Genomic DNA, 20,356 nt, shown 5'->3' on the forward strand with positions numbered 1-20,356 from the left:
AAACTAATTCATCCGGCGATATTTGATTCGTTCCGGCTGATGATCCTTGCCATAACGCTTACGGTAATCTTCAGCATAATCACTGTAGTTACCTTCAAAAAACACCACACTGGACTCGCCTTCATAGGCAATCATATGGGTACAGATACGATCCAGGAACCAGCGATCATGCGAAATAACCACCGCTGACCCAGGGAAGGAGAGAATGGCTTCTTCCAACGCCCGTAAGGTTTCAATATCCAGATCGTTGGTCGGTTCGTCGAGTAATAAAACGTTGCCGCCTTCTTTAAGCAATTTCGCCATATGCAGACGATTACGCTCACCACCGGATAAATCCTTGACGAACTTCTGCTGATCAGAACCTTTGAAGTTAAAGCGACCACAATACGCACGTGATGGCGTTTGGTAGTTACCAACAGTAATCATATCAGCACCATCAGCAATTTCTTCAAATACGGTTTTTTTGCCATCCAGTTCGCGTGACTGGTTCACATAAGCCAGTTGCACCGTGCTGCCGATTTCGATGTCACCGGAGTCGGGTTTTTCTTCACCGGTAATCATTCGGAACAAGGTGGATTTACCTGCACCGTTTGGTCCGATAATACCTACAATCGCACCGGGTGGAATGGTCAGGCTGAGGTTTTCAAACAGCAGTTTGTCGCCATATGATTTGGTTACATTGTGCAGTTCAATAACCTTGTCACCTAAACGTGGACCAGGTGGAATATAGATTTCCTGAGTTTCATTACGTTTTTGAAATTCTTTTGAATTCATTTCTTCAAACTGTTTCAAACGTGCTTTAGATTTGGCCTGACGACCTTTGGCGCCTTGGCGTACCCACTCAAGCTCTGCCTGAATCGCTTTATTATGCGAGGCTTCCTGTTTGGCTTCCTGAGCTAAACGCTGATCTTTCTGTTCCAGCCAGGAAGAGTAGTTACCTTCATATGGGATGCCACGACCACGATCCAGTTCCAGAATCCAGCCAGCGGCATTATCAAGGAAATAACGATCATGGGTAATGGCAACCACTGTACCCGGGTATTCCTGCAGGAAACGCTCAATCCAGGCAATGGATTCGGCATCCAGATGGTTGGTTGGCTCGTCGAGCAATAACATATCGGGGTTATCAAGTAATAAACGGCATAAGGCCACGCGGCGACGTTCACCACCGGATAACACCCCAACTTTGGCATCCCATGGTGGCAGGCGTAATGCATCAGCTGCACGTTCCAGCGCATTATCCAGATTATGACCATCTTTGGCGGTGATCAGGTTTTCCAGTTCCGCCTGTTTTTTGGCTAAGGCATCAAAGTCAGCATCGGGTTCAGCGTAGGCAGCATAAACCGCATCCAGTTCATCCAATGCGGCTTTAACATCGGAAACAGATTCCTCGACGATTTCACGAACCGTTTTGCTGTCATCCAGTTCTGGTTCCTGTGGCAGATAACCCACCTTCATATTCGGCATCGGCCTGGCTTCACCGATATAGTCATTATCAACACCCGCCATAATTCGTAGCAGAGTGGATTTACCAGAACCATTTAAGCCCAACACACCAATTTTGGCGCCGGGAAAAAATGACAGGGAAATATCTTTTAAAATTTCGCGTTTTGGTGGCACGATTTTGCCAACGCGGTTCATGCTGTATACGTATTGAGCCATTTTAAAATCCAATAAAACAGGAGTTCAGGAGAAGAGGGGATTCTACCTGAAATTGCTTTTGGATTGGCGGCCTGAGCAAAAATCTTTTACCTAGGTCCTGAAATATCCACAGCGCCTAAAATCACTCGCCGATTAAAATCAGTTTGCCGGTTTCCGGATCACGAAACACCTGACCAACGGCTTCATAACCGCTGCCATCCTGCATTTGTTGCTGCATGTTGTCGGGTAGTTGTGGCAATTCTTTACCGAGAGTGATTTCCTGCGGCTGTAATTCAAAATGATCCTGCAAATCGGTGCTGAATGCGACCAAAGCTGCAATCAGGCCACAGGCAAATACCAAAACAATATCAATCAGATTAGCTAATGGACCTAACGGATCTTCATCGGTATCCAGAAATGCACTGCGCCGCCATTTATCCATTGTGTTGTTCCAGCTGAGTTAATGCCGCGTCATACCAGCGGCGACGCATTCTGCCGATAACAAAACCAATCATACCGGCTAATAAACCAATAACAGTCGTATCAAAGGCCACCGTCATCGCCGTGGTCAAAATGGATAATTGACCTTCACCTAAAGCAGCTAAGCCCGGACCTAATGGAATTAATGTGCCCATCAAGCCCAGCATAGGCGCAAGGCGGGTAATGAAATCTGCTCGCTCAATTCGCCGTTTACCAATAGCAATCAATGTTTGGCTATCTGCTTCGCGGGATAAGCGGGCAATACCCCAGAAACGTTCGCCAATCGCAATGCCACTTTCATATACAGCCAGTGCCACAAAAAACAATAAAGCCCACACCACCGGGGTTAATAAAAAACCGGTCAGTTGATGCATTAATTCCAATGAAAAATGCGGATACATTACCTAGCTCCTTTACGGCCACGCCATAAACCGGCAGCGACAATCACTGATAATGCCAACAATGTCCATAACCACAGCAGATTTTTCTCATTCGAGCTTGAGTCAGCACCTTGCTCAACATTATCGCTTTTCTGGATATCATCTTGATTTAACTGCAATTCCTGAATATGTGTCGGTGAAGATTCAAGTTCTGAAGTTTGCATTCGACTACGCGCCAATACGACCTCCAAGGCTTCTGCCTGATCAGCATCGAGATGCGATTTCACAAAGTCATACATCGGATGATTGGCATGGGTGTGACCACTGCCGGGAATGCCTTTTGTAATAATATTGGCGGCAAACTGCTCAGCCAGTTGTTTTTGTGTTGCCAGATCGGCATCCCAAAAACCTTTATCGATAGCAACCAGCATCACTGCCAGAATGTTGGTTTGTACATGCTGACGATGACTATCACTGAGAAACTCATCCAGCCCCAGTTGCAGGCTGTCATCGATATAAACGGCTTTGACTTCTTCCCAGACCTGATCACTGATGATCTCGGGACTGGTCACCTGCCAACCCCACAGGTATTCAATAAACTCGCTGCCCATGGTGCGGGCACCGGCATAACCTTCGTTCATCAACGGTTTAATCCACTGAGGATTCAGATATCGGGCACGCAATTCACCGAGCAAGGCTTGTGGCAGATTATCGATACGCAGATTATCGTCGTTGCTGTGATTAATCACCGCACTGCCGGGTTGCTCACCACTGACCATTTCCACCGCCAGATTAAAGCCACCGAGATAATCAAACGCATCATTATTATCCATCAGACCATACAGATTACTGGCCCGCCCCAGAAAGGTTTGCGACACACCGGACAGTTGCTGTTTGAATAAATCAGGCTGAGATTCACCTTGCAAACCACTGCCATAGGCATGGGCCATACGTTTGATAAATACATCAGCCAGTTCGCTGCGATCTTCCCAGGCAGATGAACGTTCCACCAGACGATTAATGCCTGCACCATATGAACCTGGTGCAATACCAAATACTCGAAGGCTCGTTTCACGACCTAATCGTGCCGGATCAATATCCGGTTGTTGTGCCAGACGTTGTCTTGCCTCATTCACCCAATTAGACGTGACCAGATTTTTATCCAAAGCTTCTTCGCCACCTTGCTGCCATTCACCCAGTGGAGCCAGCGCCGCGTTAAGGGCAACTGCCAATGCAGGATAATCTCTGATAATTAAATCCCGGCTGGCATCCAATGCCATCAAGCTGGCTTTATCGAGTAATACCAGATGTTCACCGTATAAATCACGGAATAAACCCGATGTGGTAAACAACACATCGAGACGCTGTGGTTGATCTTCATTTAACGGCAGCCGTTCCAGCCCTTTAATAATGCCGCGACTATTCCATATTGGCCGTACACCCAACAGCTTCAGGCCAAAGGCAATCATCGCGCCTTCATCTCGCACCGAATCAGAAGCCCAGAGAATGACACCTTGTTTATTGCGATCGCCAACTTCATGGCCTTCAATATCGCCTTTCTCACCGGCCAATACCGGTGCAGCCAGTTGCTGACCAATATCAAAACCAACCCGAGTGGGCAGCAGACTGCCATCCAGAGCATAAAAATTGCGGCCAGTGGGCAGGGAATCAGGAGTTCTAATCGGATCATTACCTTTACCCGGTGCGATAAAACGGCCATTCAAACCATTCAGTAACGCTTGAAGTTCAGCGGCAGGAGATATCTGTAATCTTTGGTAAATATCAGCTCGTTGCTGTTCGGTGGGCTCTGATTTATCCAACATGGAGTTCATCATGGTATCCAGCCCTTCAGTTGACCAGTCACGACCAAATACATGCAGTCCCAGTGGCATAAAGGTTTCCTGAAAATTTGTCAGGTAATGACCCACTTCATGCAGCAGAAAATAGTCATCAATTTCATCAAAACCTGCCCCACGTACCTGCAGCTCTTCATCCATGCTGGCAATCAATTCATCTCGCAGACCCATGGTTTCGATTTGTTCACGTAAGGTGACAATCGCCCGATCCCGCGTGGCTTTGTCGGATGCGGCTTCAGCGCTTTCAATCAATTGACGAAGTTGCAATAGATCGTCATACAGTTCGGTGACCGCAAGCGGGGGAGTCAAATGATCGATGATCACTGCCTGTCCACGACGCTTTGCCTGAATGCCTTCACCGACACCATCAACGATATACGGATAAAGTCCAGGCACATCACCGGCAATAATACTGGGGTAATCATCTTCGCCCAGCCCGACACCACGTTTAGGCAAGAACTCATAGGTCGAATGACGGCCGATATGCACCATGGCATCGGCGTTAAATGTTGACTGAATAAAATGATAAAACGCCAGATATTGATGTGGCGGCGGGAAAGACATATTGGCATGCAATAGTTCCTCATGGATCTCCCAGCCACGCGGCGGTTGCGGGCCGATAAACACATTGCCAAATTGCACACCTGGAATCAGCAATTGATTATCCCAGACCATCACTTTACCGGGGATTTCACCCCAGCCACGAATACCCTCGATCTGCATTTCCAAGAGGGCATCATGTAACGATTCGCTATGCTGCCAGTTCGGTTGGTTACCTTGAGCGGCCGAGTCGATGATTTGCTGATAATCATGTTCCAGCTGGCTTAATAAATCCAGTGCCCGACTGCGGCCAGGATGACGCAAACCATCCAGAGCATGATGAATATCGGTCGTTGTTTGCTGCATAAATGCCGCCAGTAACTGCAGTTGAGCTTGGCGAACCGTCACACTTTCCAATGCCAGTGCTTGCTCAATGGCATCGTGCATACGCTGCTGTAATGCCGCCAGAGGTCCATCAATCATTTCGGCCTGCACAGTGGCCGGTAACTGTTTGAACCATTTTTGATAATCATCAGCTGTCATCGTGTTAGCCACTTTGGACATGGCCGATAAAGCTTCAGCATCTTCCGGCAGGTTCACGCCTTGAATTTGTAAAATATCCAGCAAGGCATCGGCGTCTGCCGGTAATTCCCCGGTCTGATAACCGGCGTTTTTAAGGGTATTTAATATTTCCAAAAGGCTTTCCGGCACATTCAGATTATCGGCGCCGATATTGTGTCTGCCGGGGGGATGGTTGTAGTAAATAATCGCCACCCGTTTAGCGGCATTGTCTTTTTGTTGTAGATCCAGCCAGCGTTGCAGGCGTTGTGCCTGACGGTTTATTTCGCCGGTCAGTGGCAAGCTTTGGGTAATCTGAGCACCTGTTTGTTGATCAAGCTTTGCCGGTTCCGATAAAGCTAATATCTGCGGCTGACTGACGCCCTGTAATTCGGGCATGGCAATTCGGTAATGAATAGAGTCGCGAGGGATGCCCTGTGCCGATAAAACATAGTCCGCCTGAGTCATTTCCGTGATCCGGATGCCTTTTAATACCGGTACATTCAGATCAATAAACAGCTGTTCCACCTGTTCGCGACCATCACCGCCACCAATCACAAAATCCTGCAGTGAAACAATGCCCCATGGCGTATTTGCTAACGATTCGCTCATCATATTTTTGATGGTCTGAATCCCTTCAACACTGGGTTCACCCCAGGCAGCCAATACCGAAATACATTGGCTGTTCAAGGCCTGACAGTATTGTTGATGCAATTGCCATTCACCGGTTAAATCGCCGGTATCGTGATCCAGCAACCAGACTACTGGCTGAGTGGTATCCAGTTGTTGGGCAAGTTCGGCAGGGGAGAGCCATTGGATTTTGTCGGCTTGATGCAAAGCAAAACGTAAGGCGCCGACCGGTTGCATTTCGGCTTTTCGGTTGCCATCAGACAGCAACATATCCAGCAAACTGCGGGCATTATCAGTTGAACGGTTTACCCAGTAAGCACGAGCCTGTAACCAGTTTTGATAGGCGGGATACTTATTTTGTTTGGCCTTTAGCATTGCTGCCGAGCTTAATGCGGTTTTATCGCTTTGAACTGGTTCGGGAATCGATTCTGTAACCAGATCACTGTTTAATCTGCTAAGCCGCTGGTCGCTGTGCAATACATAGCGTTTTTGTTCATTTTTATATTGGCGGCTTAATAAACGCTCAACCGCATCCCCAAACACACCCACTATCAACACGCTGCCGCTGCTATCAAGTAACTGCTGCAATTCATTGTCATTTAGAGAATTAAGCTGACTGACAGTACGAATTTGGATGTTTGCCTCTGGCTGCTGTTGCAATAACTGGTGTGCACCAGATACCAGGGTTGAAGCCGAGCGATCGGAAACAATAGCTGTAACTTTTCCCTCGTTGGCATAGACAATCGACAACGTCGCCATAGATAAAAAAACAAAACAAACTAACGATCTGAAAAGATTGAAAATAAAAGACATAAAGCATCCCGCCGTAGCAAAAACAGCTACCAGTTAGGTAAATAGCGGGCAGGGGGCAATGTAAGGTGTAAGCTCGGAAACGTTCAGGCACCCCGCCACGACTCCATTTAGCTTCGGGCCGGTCTCCGGACTTGCAGCTTAGCAATAGGGATTCACCCTAAGCATCATTCCTCGTCTTCCCATACCGTGAAAAGTACAGTGACTGTCGATCTATCAAGCAGATAGCGACCAGAGCAATGACATAACTGTTTACCGTTGCGGGGGCAGTACAGGATTAGCACCTGTTTCCCGTTTAACCTCTATTACATCGTAATAAAGGCACCTGAAACTGCTGGCGATAATACAGGCAAAAGTTATTCCGTCAAAGTAGAGAATCATTTGATAAAGCTATGGCCTGCACTATCCGCTGGCTTAGATCATTCAAATAAGTTGTGGATTTGATGAACGATTATCGGACATTGTTTTCCTATATGGCGGACTGTTTGTTATGGTGAATTGTCTTAGAATCGGTAATCAACTGATTAAACTCAAAAAGGAGAACAGATATGGAATGGGTTTTACTGGCCATCGTTGGGCTTTTAATCTTATATGTCATTATTGAATACAATAAATTAGTCCGCCATCGCAATATATTTCAGAATGCATTCAAACAGATAGACGTTACACTTAAACAACGTCATGACATGATTCCACAACTGGTCAACACCGTTAAAGGTTACGCCAAGCATGAACAGGAAACGCTTACCGGGGTAATAGATGCCCGCAATCAAGCAGAAAAAATGCGGGGTCAAACCGACACAGGTGATGCCAAGTCAATGTTGGCACTGGGACAGGCAGAGGGATTGTTAGGCAAAGCGATGGGCGGTATTTTTGCTTTGTCGGAAGCGTATCCCGATCTCAAAGCTGATGGTGCGTTTCGTGATCTGATGGAGCAGCTGACCAGTATTGAAAACAAAGTGGCCGCATCACGTCGTGGCTATAACAATACGGTGCTTGAATATAACAACGTGCTGGAAACCTTTCCCACCAACATTCTGGGCAATATGTTCAGCTTTACTCGCGCATCGGAACTGGATTTTGATGACCGTGAAGCCATTCAAAATGCACCAAAGGTTGAGTTTTAACGATGGCACAAAGAAGCAGCTATCAACTGAGCGCTGATGCACGCAAACAAAGTCTGCAAATAACGACATTGTTTATTATTTCGGTAATGCTGATTGCAGCATTGATTGCTGCATTAGCTTCGGTACGGATGACCGCTGAAACAGTGAATCAGCCGGGCCAGATTGTAGTTGATTGGCAACTTTTCGGCTGGGTCGCTGCGGGTGTCGCCACGGTGATTGTTTTAACCTCATTATGGAAAATGGTCACAATGGGTGGAGATGGTGCCAATGTCGCCCGTGCTTTAGGTGCAACCGATGTGAATGAGATAACCAGCGATCCATTGATTTCGCGTTATAAACATATCGTTGAAGAAGTGGCTTTGGGTGCCAGCATGCCGGTACCGCATATTTTTGTGCTTGAAAATGAACCGGGAATCAACGCTTTTGCGGCGGGTAGTTCTCAAGATAAAGCCGCTATTGCCGTAACACGTGGTGCATTACAAATATTAAATCGTGATGAATTGGCCGCGGTTGTTGCCCATGAATTTGCCCATATCCGTAATCTGGATATGCGATTAAATCTACGGGTGATCGGCTTGATTCATGGCTTAATGGCTTTATATGTACTGGGACGGATCCTGATGCACTCCGGAGGTCGCGGTGGCAGAAATGGTGGTGCTCAGCTCGCGCTGTTGGGCATTGCATTGATCCTGTTGGGATTATTGGGTGCCTTTATGGGCAGAATCATGCAGGCGGCTATTTCCCGGCAACGTGAATACCTGGCGGATGCCGATGCCTCGATATTTACCGGTGATCCGGATGCATTGGCTGGCGCTTTGAAAAAGATAGGAAGCCTGAGTCAAAAAGGTATTAAAGAACCCGTGCATGATGAATTGGAAGAGGCCAGACATATGATGTTTTCCGAGCTTTCCAACAAAATGTCCGGATTGTTATCCACGCATCCTCCATTGGTTAAACGTATTCAGGCTTTGGATCCCGCTTTTGATCCAGAAAATAATGGCTGGCCTGTGATCGAAACCACCGAATAAAAAGTCAGCCCGTAAAACCGTGCAGATCATCAAATATTTTTCACTGCTGATAATCCTCTTTTTGGTCATATTCTATGCTGTGGCCAAATGGCAGGATCCTGAAGTGCTGAACGTCGAAGACTTTCGCGATCCAGCTTCGTCTGGTCAGCTTGCCAGACTCAGTGCCGGTAATACTTTTTATGAATTGCAGGGACCTGAAAATGCACCATTGGTGATTCTGGTACACGGTTTTGCTATAGGCTCACATCTGTGGGATGGCACTTTCGACAGATTGATTGCAGATGGTTTTCGGGTATTACGCTTTGATTTATATGGTCGAGGTTTTTCAGATCGACCAGACGTTGTTTACGATAAAGCTCTGTTTGTGAATCAGTTGCAGGAACTGCTGCAAACATTAGCCATTACGGAATCGTTTCATCTGGTCGGTATCTCAATGGGGGCCTTGGTTGCCGCTGAGTTTGCAGCAAAAAAACCATCACCAGTAACTACGCTGACATTGTTATCACCGTTAAGCCAACGTCAGCATGTCGCTTTATTTCAAATCTCGTTATTAGCCGATCCGTTTGCTATTGTGCTGATAAGAACGCAATTAACTGAATACATTGAAGGCATGGTTTATCAGCCAGTGGCTGAACTTGATACGATAAAAACCCGTTTTTTAGACGAAACCAGGGTAAAAGGCAGTCGAAAAAGCCTGCTATCCACGGCCCGTCATTTGTTGGCCTATGATCATCTGGACACATACCAGCAACTAGGCCAGCAGAATATTCCAACCTTATTGATATGGGGTAAACAGGATAGCGTCACCCCATATTCAGAATCAGCAAAACTGCTGGCTATACTGCCAGAAGCAGAGATGTTATCGCTCGACAATGTTGGCCATGCTCCACATTTGGAAGCTACCGAGCAAGTCGACGACCAGCTTCGACAACATTTTGCCCGGTAACCTTACCCATAGACCTTGTTGGTTATTTATATCTCCGCCGTAACAAATCATTGATCAGGCAGAGAAACACGTAAAACCCAACCAGCGGTGCCAAGCCATAAGCCAGCCCTGTTTGTAACTGAGACAGATAAGGCAGTGATAAGGCCATTGCCACGGTAAACCACACATACGCGGTATATAACACCAGAAATAAAAATCCTTCAAAACGGTTTAATGTACTGCCGAGAAAGAACAATGGCAGACATAACACTGCAACTGCCACCATTACCGGCACATCAATTTGCATTAACTGCTCGCTGGCCAGCAAAGGTGTAGGGGAGATCAAGCCTGACAGGCCCAATACCGCGAGAATATTAAAGATATTGCTGCCCACGACATTGCCAATCGCAATATCCCGTTCACCTTTGATCGTAGCCACAATAGATGTCATCACTTCGGGTAGAGAGGTGCCGGCTGCGATAATGGTTAAGCCAATGACCGCTTCGCTGACACCAAAAGATGAAGCAATGCTCACGGCGCTTTGTACTAACCAACGTGCGCCAACAACCAGTAAAGCCAAGCCCACAATCAGCAGTAACAGATTTTGCCAAACCGGCGTGACAACATGGCTGGATGCTTCATTGGCATCAATACCGGTTTTTTTCCCCTGATAAAACAGAAACACCGTGTATAAAATCACTCCCAAAAACAGCAAGCCGGCTTCCAGCTTGCCGATATTGCCATCTTGAATCATCCACAGAGCAATAAAACTGACACCGACCATGATTGGCACATCCTGACGGATCAGTTGTTGGGAAACCATCAGCGGCATAATCAATGCCGCAAGCCCCAGAATAAACAGAATATTAAAGATATTACTGCCCACCACATTGGCGATGGCCAACTCGGCTTGTCCGGAAAAAGCGGCTTTGACACTTACGGCCAACTCCGGTGCACTGGTACCAAATGCCACCACCGTGAGACCAACCACTAAAGCCGGAATACCAAAACTGGTTGCCAATCGAGATGCACCTTTGACCAGTAATTCAGCGCCAACAATCAGCAGAATTAGCCCTGCAACCAATATTAACCACGTCATTTTCTTTATCCTTGATTAGGGCTTGTTTATCTTTCATATCCACCGCTGCTGGAGGCTATTTTTGTGTCCGACAAGGCGGAAAGCACGCCGTGTAGCCTTCCTACATAAGTGATTGACAACGAAGTCGGCCGCAAAAATAGTCCCAGCCCTGCGGGTTGTGAAAGAGCAACAAGCCCTAAGACAGTGGCTTAAACGTTCAGCATTAACTCATTTACCGTTGCGGGGGCAGTGTCGGCTTTATCCTGATCTGAAGATGCACCGACTTCCCGTTTCATCGCTTTCGCGACACCTGAAACTGCCGACAGAATAAGGATCAGCAGGCCATATTGTCAATTTGGAAGTAATGCTTTTGCTTTATCGTATTTGACGATATGGCAAGGGAGATCTAAGATGCGCGCCTCTTCAGGTGCTTTGATATCTATCCGAGTTAAACGGGAAGTTGGTGCAAAACCAACACTGCCCCCGCAACGGTAAACGTTGAAAATGCATCCAATCAGCCACTGCGATTAATCGTGGGAAGGCGGATGTACTGGCGCAAGCCACAACGTGAGTCCGGAGACCGGCCTGAAGTTCATCACAACCGAATCGTGTTGTGTGACTTTATTAACCTGGATCGCGGGTGAGCGTATCCCTAGGAGACAATATGAAACCTTCAACAAAGGCCATGCCTTTGCGTGTCTGTGCACGTTTGACATTAGCTGCACTGGCTACTTCCACTTTCTCTGTTTCAGCTTTGGCCGAACAGGAATCCCTTGATGCAATAACCATCACTGCCAACCGGATGCCCACAGAAAATGCGTTGGCACCGAATAGCGTCATTACTCGCGCCGATATTGAACGTTTGCAGATTAATGATTTGCCAACCTTGCTGTCGCGTTTTCCCGGTGTAGATATGACCAACAGTGGTGGTCTCGGCAAAGCCAGCAGTATTTATCTTCGTGGCACCAATTCTGGTCATGTTTTAGTGCTTGTGGATGGGGTGAAATGGCATTCAGCAACTGCCGGAACGGCTTCGTTTCAGGACTTCCCGGTTAATCAGATAGAACGTATAGAAATCGTCCGTGGTTCTCGTTCTGGTCTGTATGGTGCTGAAGCCATTGGCGGTGTGATTCAGATCTTTACCCGACAAGGTAAAAATCAAAGCCCGACCCCTTATGCTTCGGTAGGTATCGGCAGCCATAACACCAAACAGGTCAGTGGTGGGGTCAGTGGTGGCAATGAAACAACGCGTTATCATGCGAATTTCAGTCACCAATCCACCAATGGCATTAATGCCCGTGAAGGTGATAACCCGGATCATGATGGCTATCGCAATAATAGCCTATCAGCAAGAGTGGATCATGATGTCACTGATAACTGGAGCATAGGAGCAAATTTTTTACGGTCCCAGGCGCGAAATCATTACGATAGTTTTTCTTTGACCGGAGATTTTTATGCTGACAACGTAAATCAGGTTCTTGGCTTGAATTCACGTTATCAAGTAACGGATTATTGGTTAATGTCATTTAATTTATCTGAATCAAGAGATGAGTCGGATAACTACTTGGATAATACGCCAGATGGTAGCTTTAATACCCGACATCGTTTTGTCAGTCTGGTAAACACCTTTATGCTCACTGAGCAGCAACGCTTAAATATCGGTCTGGATTATGATCATGATCGTGTCGATTCAACTATCGCCTATGATGAAAGCTCCAGAGATAACAAGGCACTATTTATCAGTTGGCAGGGTGATGTTGATCGTCATAGTTGGCTACTGAGTGCCCGTCATGATGATAATGAAGCCTATGGAGAGAAAACCACCGGTACGGCAGAGTGGGGTTATCAACTTACCCAAGGTCTGCAATTTGTGGCCAATGCCGGAACCGCATTTAAAGCACCTACTTTTAACCAACTTTATTACCCTGATGTAGGTTATTTTGTCGGCAACCCCAATCTGGAAGCTGAAAAATCCAAAAATTATGGTGTTGGCTTGTTAGGTAATGCCGGTTGGGGCACGTGGGGATTGCATGCTTATCAGAACAAGATCCGCGATTTGCTGGTGTACCAGTTTCCAACCACGGAGAATGTTAACAAAGCGAAAATTAAAGGACTTGAATTTGATTTAGCAACAACATTGTTGGATTGGCAGGTTCAATTTAATGCAACAGTATTAAAACCGGAAGACGAAATAACCGGTAATAAACTTCCGCGACGGGCACAGCGTCTGGCTAATTTGCATGTTGATCGCCAATTTGGTGACTGGTCAGTTGGAGGTAGTTGGAAAGTCAGTAATTATCGTTATGATGATGCAGCTAACAACACCCGTTTAGGTGGTTTTGGTTTAGTCGATTTCCGCTTAGCATACAAAATTGACAATGACTGGTCGGTTAAGCTCAATGCGATGAATGTTTTTGATAAGGAATATCAGACAGTCAATAATTTCAATAGTCTGGATCGTACCTATATGCTGTCATTGCATTATCAGCCTTAAACCTTGCAGAAAACTATGCTCAGCCGTTGTCGGCTGAGCATAGCTTATCCAGTTCACTCAATATTCCCGATATCTCTTTAGTTGCACTGCAAAACCTTTATGGATAAAGCTGGTCACCCATGCCGCTAATCTTTTAGAATGGCAGGATTTTCCAGCTATATTCAGAGTTGTCATGACAGATCTCAAAGACCAGGGTTTCGCCACCCGTGCTATTCGTGCAGGACATGTAAGAACCCCTGAGGGTGAACATTCCGAACCCATTTTCCCCACATCAAGTTTTGTATTTGATAGTGCAGAACAGGCAGCAGCACGTTTTGGCGGCGATGAGCCGGGCAATATCTATTCACGGTTTACCAATCCAACAGTACGCACTTTCGAGCAACGCCTGGCTTCACTGGAACAGGGCGAATCCTGCGTAGCAACCGCCTCGGGCATGTCCGCTATTCTCGCTACTTTTATGGGCTTATGCGCTGCCGGTGACCATATTGTTTCGTCGCGCAGTGTTTTTGGAACAACACGGGTATTGTTCGACAAATATCTCAGTAAGTTCGGTTTGCAGACAGATTACGTGCCATTAACCGATTTGGCAGCCTGGGAAGCGGCAATCAAACCGAATACGAAAGCGTTATTTCTGGAAACACCTTCTAACCCATTAAATGAAATTGCTGATTTAGCCGCCTTATCAGCTTTGGCAAAAAAACATGATTGCCTGTTAATCGTCGATAACTGCTTTTGTACACCGGCTTTACAGCAGCCTTTATTATTAGGTGCGGATATCGTGATTCACTCGGCCACCAAGTATATCGATGGCCAAGGACGCTGTGTTGGTGGTGCGGTTGTCGGGGATGCCAAACGGGTTGGTGAAGATGTGTATGGTTTCCTGCGCACTGCCGGTCCGACCATGAGTGCATTTAATGCCTGGACCTTTTTGAAAGGTCTGGAAACTCTGGATTTACGTATGAAAGCCCATTCAGCCAACGCCAATCAATTGGCGCATTGGTTGCAGCAGCAGAAAAAGGTGACGCAGGTGTTTTATGCCGGTCTGGAATCGCATCCTGGTCATCAATTGGCCAAACAGCAACAATCCGGTTTTGGTGGCATTATTGCGTTTGAGGTCGAAGGCGGGCAACAAGCTGCGTGGAAATTAATTAATGCTACGCAGTTTATTTCAATTACTGCCAATCTGGGAGATACCAAAACGACTATTACTCATCCGGCCACAACGACTCATGGCCGTGTGTCAGTAGAAGCTCGTGCTGAATCGGGTATCAGCGATGGCATGATAAGATTGTCGGTAGGCTTGGAAAATGTTGAGGACATTCAACAAGATATCCAACGTGGTTTGGATCTGCTTTAAGCCTTGCAACTAAATAGCTGAACTATCGGCATAAAACCTGCATATTGAGTCTGAAATAAAACAATTCGCGTCAGAAAACAGACATTGAGGACGTTTTCTGCCGCTTTTCCAGCCAAACAGGTTGTTTTTATGCAGAAACTATTAAGGCTCATATTGGCTCTGCCAATTATCTGGTTTGCCCTGCCAGCAGCTGTTAATGCTGAATCTAGCGCGGATGTACGCATCATTATTGATGTTTCCGGCAGCATGAAATACAACGATCCACATAATTTGCGAGCGCCGGGGCTCCGCTTACTCGGGGGATTAATGCCGGGTGATGCCGAAAGCGGTGTCTGGACCTTCGCCCGTTATGTCAATATGCTGGTACCGATTCAAAAAGTTGACGCTAAATGGCGGCAACGGGTTCAGCAAAAATCCTCTGAAATTCATTCCCTTGGATTATTTACCGATATTGAGCAGGCACTGCAAAAGGCAACAGCCAACGTCAGCACTTCTGATTCAACCAAACAACGCAGCATTATCCTGCTATCCGATGGTCTGGTAGATCTGGAGCAGGGTAAAGCGGCCAGTGCGCAATCGCGGCAAAAGATTATGGATAAGCTGTTACCACAAATAAAACAAAAAGGCTTTCGAGTTCATACAATAGCCTTGTCCGAGGAAGCCGATCACGAATTGCTCAAGCATTTATCCATGGCGACCGATGGTTGGTACCACAAGGTCGACAATGCTGATGAACTGGAACGTGTTTTTCTGCATTTATTCGAGCAAGCCACGCAACGCGATTCCGTGCCGCTAGTCGACAATCGGTTTACCATTGATAACAGTGTCAACGAAATGACGATATTGGTGTTTCGTGAAACTGAAACCGATGTTACTCAACTGGTACAACCCGACCACCAGCGTCAACAAGCAGATAATCATGAGTCCTCAGTACGCTGGATGCAGGAAACCCATTTTGATTTGATTACCATTGATAAACCGATGGCAGGGGAATGGTTTCTTGATGCCAACGTCGATCCTGATAATCGTGTCATGGTGTTAACCGACCTGCGGTTGGAAACCATTGATCTACCCAATAATATTCTGGCCGGTGAGCAATTTGATATTGTCGCCAAATTAACCGACCATGGTAAGCAGGTTGACCGAACGGATTTTCTGCAACTGGTTACTGCGGAGTTAAGTACCCAGCCACTGTCAGGTGATCCAATCAGTAATACAATGACCTTAAACAACCAGACGGCGACGTTTATGGCAAATTTGGGCAAACTGTTTGACAGCGGACAAAATGATATTGTGATCACCGCTAAAAGTGACACTTTCGAGCGTCAACGCCGGCAATCGGTCAACGTAGTGGCGTTACCATTTGATGTAACTGTTACCCAACTTGAAGCCGACAGTCGCAGCCATCGATTATTGATGACTGCCGATGCCAGCATGATTGACCCGGAATCCTTGCAAATCACCGCATTGCTCAGCGCGTCTGATGGTAGTGAATTCCCCTACGATGTTTTACGCCAAGCGGATAATACCTGGCAGTTGACACTGGCCGATTTACAACCAGAAACTGCTTATCAATTATCTTTGCAGATCCGCGGTAAAACTTTGGCAGGACGCAATGTGTTTTTACGCCCCAAACCTATTCATCTGATGGATGAAGTAGGGGCGACGTTAACCATTACCTCAGAAACGCCAATTGCTGCAGATCAAACTGATAAACCTTTTGAGCCGGTCATCATTGATCCCCTTGCCGAACAACAAACTAGTAGTGCAGATGAAACCTCATTTCGACTTTCTGACACAATGATTTTAGCCATTGGCAATGCTGTAATTGTACTGTTGTTGTTAATGGGATTCTGGTTTTGGCATCGCAGCCGTCGTCGGCAGCTGTTACCTGGAGACTTACTGTAAATGTCGTTGACTGATCCTGTTTTTCAATGGCTTGCCTATGAGCTGGCCGCTATTTTTGCCATTTTGTATATCTGGGTTTTGGTCCGTGCACGCCGCAGGCACAAACGCACCCAGGCAGCGGCTGCAAAAACGGCGAAATTTATTAAAAACAGTTATGAACAACGTGTTGCTTCACTAAGCGAGCAGCTCAGTAATCGTTATGGTTTAAGTGGGGCAGCACTGGATTCGATGGTCGAAGAATTGATGCTGCGAGAGAAGGAAATCTTTAAATCCATCGTTAATTTGTATTCGGCGCAGGATGAAAAAACGCTGAATAGTTTTCCTGAACAAATCACCTCATTAACCGATGCAACGCTGAGTATCATGCAAGCGGATAGTGAAGAGGAATCTTTGGAAACCGAGCTGTTAGACATTGTTGATGAATCTTTGCCGGCTGAGGAAGCAGAACCTGAAATTGATTTAACTGAACAAGTTGCGGAGATTGAAGAAGATTCACCACCGGAATTGGAAGCGGTAACTGAGTTTGACGGTGTGTTTGATGATGGCAATGCAGAAAATGTCGTTGCGCAAACCGAAATGCTCGATGACGAAACTGTTGTTAGCGAAGAACCCGCAGCCTCAGAAGCGGGTTTTGATATTGAATTGGCAGATGCTGAAACAGATGAAGTCGATATTGACGACATCTTTAATCAAAACCAGCCCATTGACGAACCTGTACTGGATGAGCAAGAAGCGTTTATTGATGAAGCCTTAACTGCAGAAGCGGAATTGGATATTGATCCTGAACTGTTAGCTGAATTTGATGGGTTGGACGCAGATGAACCATTAGCTGAAGTTGAATCACAACCTGAGCCTGAACCGGAACCTGCAAAATCGGCTATGCGAATGGCTGATTTTCTAAAGAATGACTGGAACCCGACCATTCCAGATGTGTACGGTAAAACTCCGTTGACGGAGGCAGCACCAGCAGCCGAACTCGATAATAAAAGTGAATTGGAAAAAATCGATAGTACACCTGAAGCAAAAGGCATGAAGGCTTATCTGAATACTGCCTGGAGCAATCAGATTCCGGATATATATGGTAAACCTGCTGCAGAGCCGGTGGTAGAAGAGCTGGAAGAGGATCTTGAAGCATTTGAGCATCAGGAACTCAAGCTTCATGCATTCGAATCAGATGATCCGAACGAACAAGTCACAACCCCTGCAGTTTTACCAACAGAAATCGAATTGGATGTTTTGCCACCAAGCGATATTGATCCCGAAGTAGAAGATATGATTTCTGTAGCGGAAATCGATGATCTTATGCGTGTAGCAGAGATACCTGCTGAGGAAGTACAGACTGACCCTGTTAATGAAAATTCAGCAATCGTAAACGACTTTGACTTCAATGAACCAAATGCCTTACTTGATGAGGATACTGTTACTGAAGAAGTTAATCTGCCGGACACTGCGATTGCGAACGACGTGATTGAGCCAATCGAACAGCCCGCTGAAATGGCTGATATTAATGAAAATGATGGCACTTCACTCGAACTGAATGAGTCAGACTTATCGGACGACACCACTGAAATAGCAGAGCAATATCCTGAAGTTGCCGCTTTCGAACCTACTCCATCTTATGAGCAGCCTATAGATGAAGCAGCTGAAAACGATACCACGCTGCAAACCGAGCAAACTGATGCAGACACTCTCGAACAACAGCCCATTGATAAGGCGACCGAGCAGACAGCCGAAGCAGATACTGCCGATTGGGACACTGATCTGATCGCTGAACATACTGATTCAACTACTTTACAAGCTGAAGAATCAGCAATATCGCAAGAGTCCTTATCAGCCGCTGCAGAACTGGATACTCATGCAATAAGTGATATTGCTGAGGATCTGGATTTGGCAGAAATAACCGAACTGGATAAACCGGCAGATCACGAACCCGCCGCCGAAGAATTAGCTGAAATTACAGCAGAGCAACAAACGCTTGATCCGGATCCGCAGGATGTTGCTGCTGAAGAAACAGATTTTCTCGAATCTGTGGTTATGGGTACTGAGGAAGCAACTGAAGAACCGAACGACATCAGTGAAGATGACATTGATGCTATCAACGAGCTGGATGAGATAAATTCGTTAGAAGACAATATTGCCAAGTCTGACGCCCCAATAACATTGGAAGAAGAGTCATTAGTGTCAGAAGAGCTGCCTTCTTCTGCAACGAATGATATGGCCGAGGATCTGGATCTATCAGCAGAAATGACAGCGGATAAACCAGCTGATGCGGGTTTCGCCACGGATGAGACTGAAGAACCAGAACCGTCACTTGAACAGAGTCAGCAAGCTGTTTCAGTTGAAGAATCGGATTTTCTTGAACCCCCAGCGATGATCTCCGATGAAGTAATTGAAGCATTTAACGATAGTGCTGCAGATGACATTAGTGAGTTGGATGAAATAATCCCGCCAGAAAACAATATTGCCGAAGCCGAAGCCGAAGCCGAAGCCGAAGCCGAAGCCGAAGCCGAAGCCGAAGCCGAAGCCGAAGCCGAAGCCGAAGCCGAAGCCGAAGCCGAAGCCGAAGCCGGATTTGATAACGAGGCAGAGAAACTGTACGGGATTATGGCGTCGCAACCTACACCTGAAGATTTTGCTGATGACAACGCCAATCTGGCTCAAACCGAAGATGAACCGCTTAATGAAATCGACAAACTGCGTGCCAAGTTACGTGAGCGGACGGAGCGTTTAAAAGCCGCCAGACAGCAGCGGATGGCTGAAAATCAATCAGAACTATCTACTTCAGAGCAACCAACACCATTAGACAATTCAACCGAGACTATCGAGCAACCATCGACTTTCGAACAAACTGCATTAGCTGATGAAACGGCTATTGCGATGGATATTGAAACAGCAACCAATGCTCCAGTTATTGAAGATGTTATTGAGCCGCAAACCGAAGAGGATCTGCTACGACAAAAACTTGCCGCAGCACAAATGGAAATAGTGACCGATGAAAATGCTGAGCTGATAGAGCCCAATGAAAATGCGTTCGTTGCGGAAACACTTAAAGCCATTGAAGAGCCTCTAGTCAAGGAAACTCAAACAGTTGAATCGTTTAATTTTCTGGCTACCGATGATGCAGCCGATGTTGAAGAAATGGCGATTGGTAATGAAGATAATGATTTTGTCGTTGAAGAGATTGAACTTATTTCTGATGAGAATGACTTAGCGGAATTTACCTCGCCACAAGAACTTGAAGATCAGCCGAACCAGCTTACCGAAGAAGCGATATCAACTGGTGGCGAAAAACGCTCGTCAGTGGCTGATGAATGGGTTGCCGAACTGCTTAATGAAGAAGAGAGTGTTGCTGAGGTTGCAATTGATGAGCTGGAAGTTCAGCCATTAACTGAGCAAATGGAAATAGCAGACGCGTTTTTGACGGACTTGTCAGTCGAAGATGCATTACCCGAGTCAACTGAAATACTAGCTGCCGAAGCCGAAGCCGAAGCCGAAGCCGAAGCCGAAGCCGAAGCCGAAGCCGAAGCCGAAGCCGAAGCCGAAG

Annotated in this window: 12 protein-coding genes and 3 riboswitches; of the genes, 7 read left to right on the forward strand and 5 right to left on the reverse strand. The window is 46.5% G+C overall.

What is annotated here, in order from left to right; translation table 11 throughout:
* Nucleotides 1-3: 3 nt before the first annotated feature.
* From ettA to Q7V21_RS10775, 4 genes are all read right to left on the reverse strand, one after another.
* Complete coding sequence (ettA, locus tag Q7V21_RS10760) at nt 4-1,662, reverse strand: energy-dependent translational throttle protein EttA (protein ID WP_304917292.1); 1,659 nt, start codon at nt 1,660-1,662, stop codon at nt 4-6.
* A gap of 121 nt (nt 1,663-1,783) precedes the next feature.
* Nucleotides 1,784-2,083, reverse strand: coding sequence for a DUF2149 domain-containing protein (locus Q7V21_RS10765; protein ID WP_304917293.1), 300 nt, complete (start codon nt 2,081-2,083; stop codon nt 1,784-1,786).
* Entirely contained in the window at nt 2,076-2,522 is a 447-nt protein-coding gene (locus Q7V21_RS10770) for a MotA/TolQ/ExbB proton channel family protein (protein WP_304917294.1), read from the reverse strand. Before Q7V21_RS10770 ends, Q7V21_RS10765 begins: the two co-directional genes overlap by 8 nt.
* Nucleotides 2,522-6,898, reverse strand: a complete 4,377-nt coding sequence (locus Q7V21_RS10775) for a cobaltochelatase subunit CobN (protein WP_304917295.1) — start codon at nt 6,896-6,898, stop codon at nt 2,522-2,524. Before Q7V21_RS10775 ends, Q7V21_RS10770 begins: the two co-directional genes overlap by 1 nt.
* 98 nt (nt 6,899-6,996) lie before the next feature.
* Nucleotides 6,997-7,239, reverse strand: a riboswitch (cobalamin riboswitch).
* A 204-nt stretch (nt 7,240-7,443) separates the two neighbouring features.
* Between Q7V21_RS10775 and Q7V21_RS10780 the strand changes: the two genes are divergently transcribed.
* The 3 genes from Q7V21_RS10780 to Q7V21_RS10790 all read left to right on the forward strand — a co-directional run bounded on the left by Q7V21_RS10780 (nt 7,444) and on the right by Q7V21_RS10790 (nt 9,996).
* The gene (locus tag Q7V21_RS10780) at nt 7,444-8,022 is read left to right on the forward strand and encodes a LemA family protein (protein ID WP_304917296.1); all 579 of its coding nucleotides are present in this window, start codon (nt 7,444-7,446) and stop codon (nt 8,020-8,022) included.
* Between the two features lie 2 nt (nt 8,023-8,024).
* On the forward strand, nt 8,025-9,050 hold the full coding sequence (locus tag Q7V21_RS10785) for a M48 family metalloprotease (RefSeq protein ID WP_304917297.1): 1,026 nt from the start codon (nt 8,025-8,027) through the stop codon (nt 9,048-9,050).
* A 61-nt stretch (nt 9,051-9,111) separates the two neighbouring features.
* Nucleotides 9,112-9,996: an alpha/beta fold hydrolase gene (locus Q7V21_RS10790; RefSeq protein WP_304917298.1), complete on the forward strand. Its 885-nt coding sequence runs from the start codon at nt 9,112-9,114 to the stop codon at nt 9,994-9,996.
* Nucleotides 9,997-10,018: 22 nt separating this feature from the next.
* Here Q7V21_RS10790 and Q7V21_RS10795 read toward each other — a convergent pair whose 3' ends face one another.
* On the reverse strand, nt 10,019-11,074 hold the full coding sequence (locus Q7V21_RS10795) for a calcium/sodium antiporter (RefSeq protein WP_304917299.1): 1,056 nt from the start codon (nt 11,072-11,074) through the stop codon (nt 10,019-10,021).
* 126 nt (nt 11,075-11,200) lie between these two features.
* Nucleotides 11,201-11,382: riboswitch (cobalamin riboswitch) on the reverse strand.
* Between the two features lie 79 nt (nt 11,383-11,461).
* Nucleotides 11,462-11,657, forward strand: a riboswitch (cobalamin riboswitch).
* 60 nt (nt 11,658-11,717) lie between these two features.
* Between Q7V21_RS10795 and Q7V21_RS10800 the strand changes: the two genes are divergently transcribed.
* From Q7V21_RS10800 to Q7V21_RS10815, 4 genes are all read left to right on the forward strand, one after another.
* A complete protein-coding gene (locus Q7V21_RS10800) occupies nt 11,718-13,547 on the forward strand; it encodes a TonB-dependent receptor domain-containing protein (RefSeq protein WP_304917300.1) in 1,830 nt (609 codons plus the stop codon).
* Nucleotides 13,548-13,719: 172 nt separating this feature from the next.
* Nucleotides 13,720-14,904 carry an O-succinylhomoserine sulfhydrylase gene (locus Q7V21_RS10805; protein WP_304917301.1) on the forward strand — a complete coding sequence of 395 codons (1,185 nt, stop codon included), beginning with the start codon at nt 13,720-13,722 and terminating at the stop codon, nt 14,902-14,904.
* A gap of 129 nt (nt 14,905-15,033) precedes the next feature.
* Nucleotides 15,034-16,812: a VWA domain-containing protein gene (locus tag Q7V21_RS10810; RefSeq protein WP_304917302.1), complete on the forward strand. Its 1,779-nt coding sequence runs from the start codon at nt 15,034-15,036 to the stop codon at nt 16,810-16,812.
* On the forward strand, nt 16,813-20,356 hold a 3,544-nt coding region (locus Q7V21_RS10815; RefSeq protein WP_304917303.1), incomplete at its 3' end, for a hypothetical protein. It lies immediately after the preceding gene.

The organism is Methylophaga sp. (genome assembly GCF_030651745.1).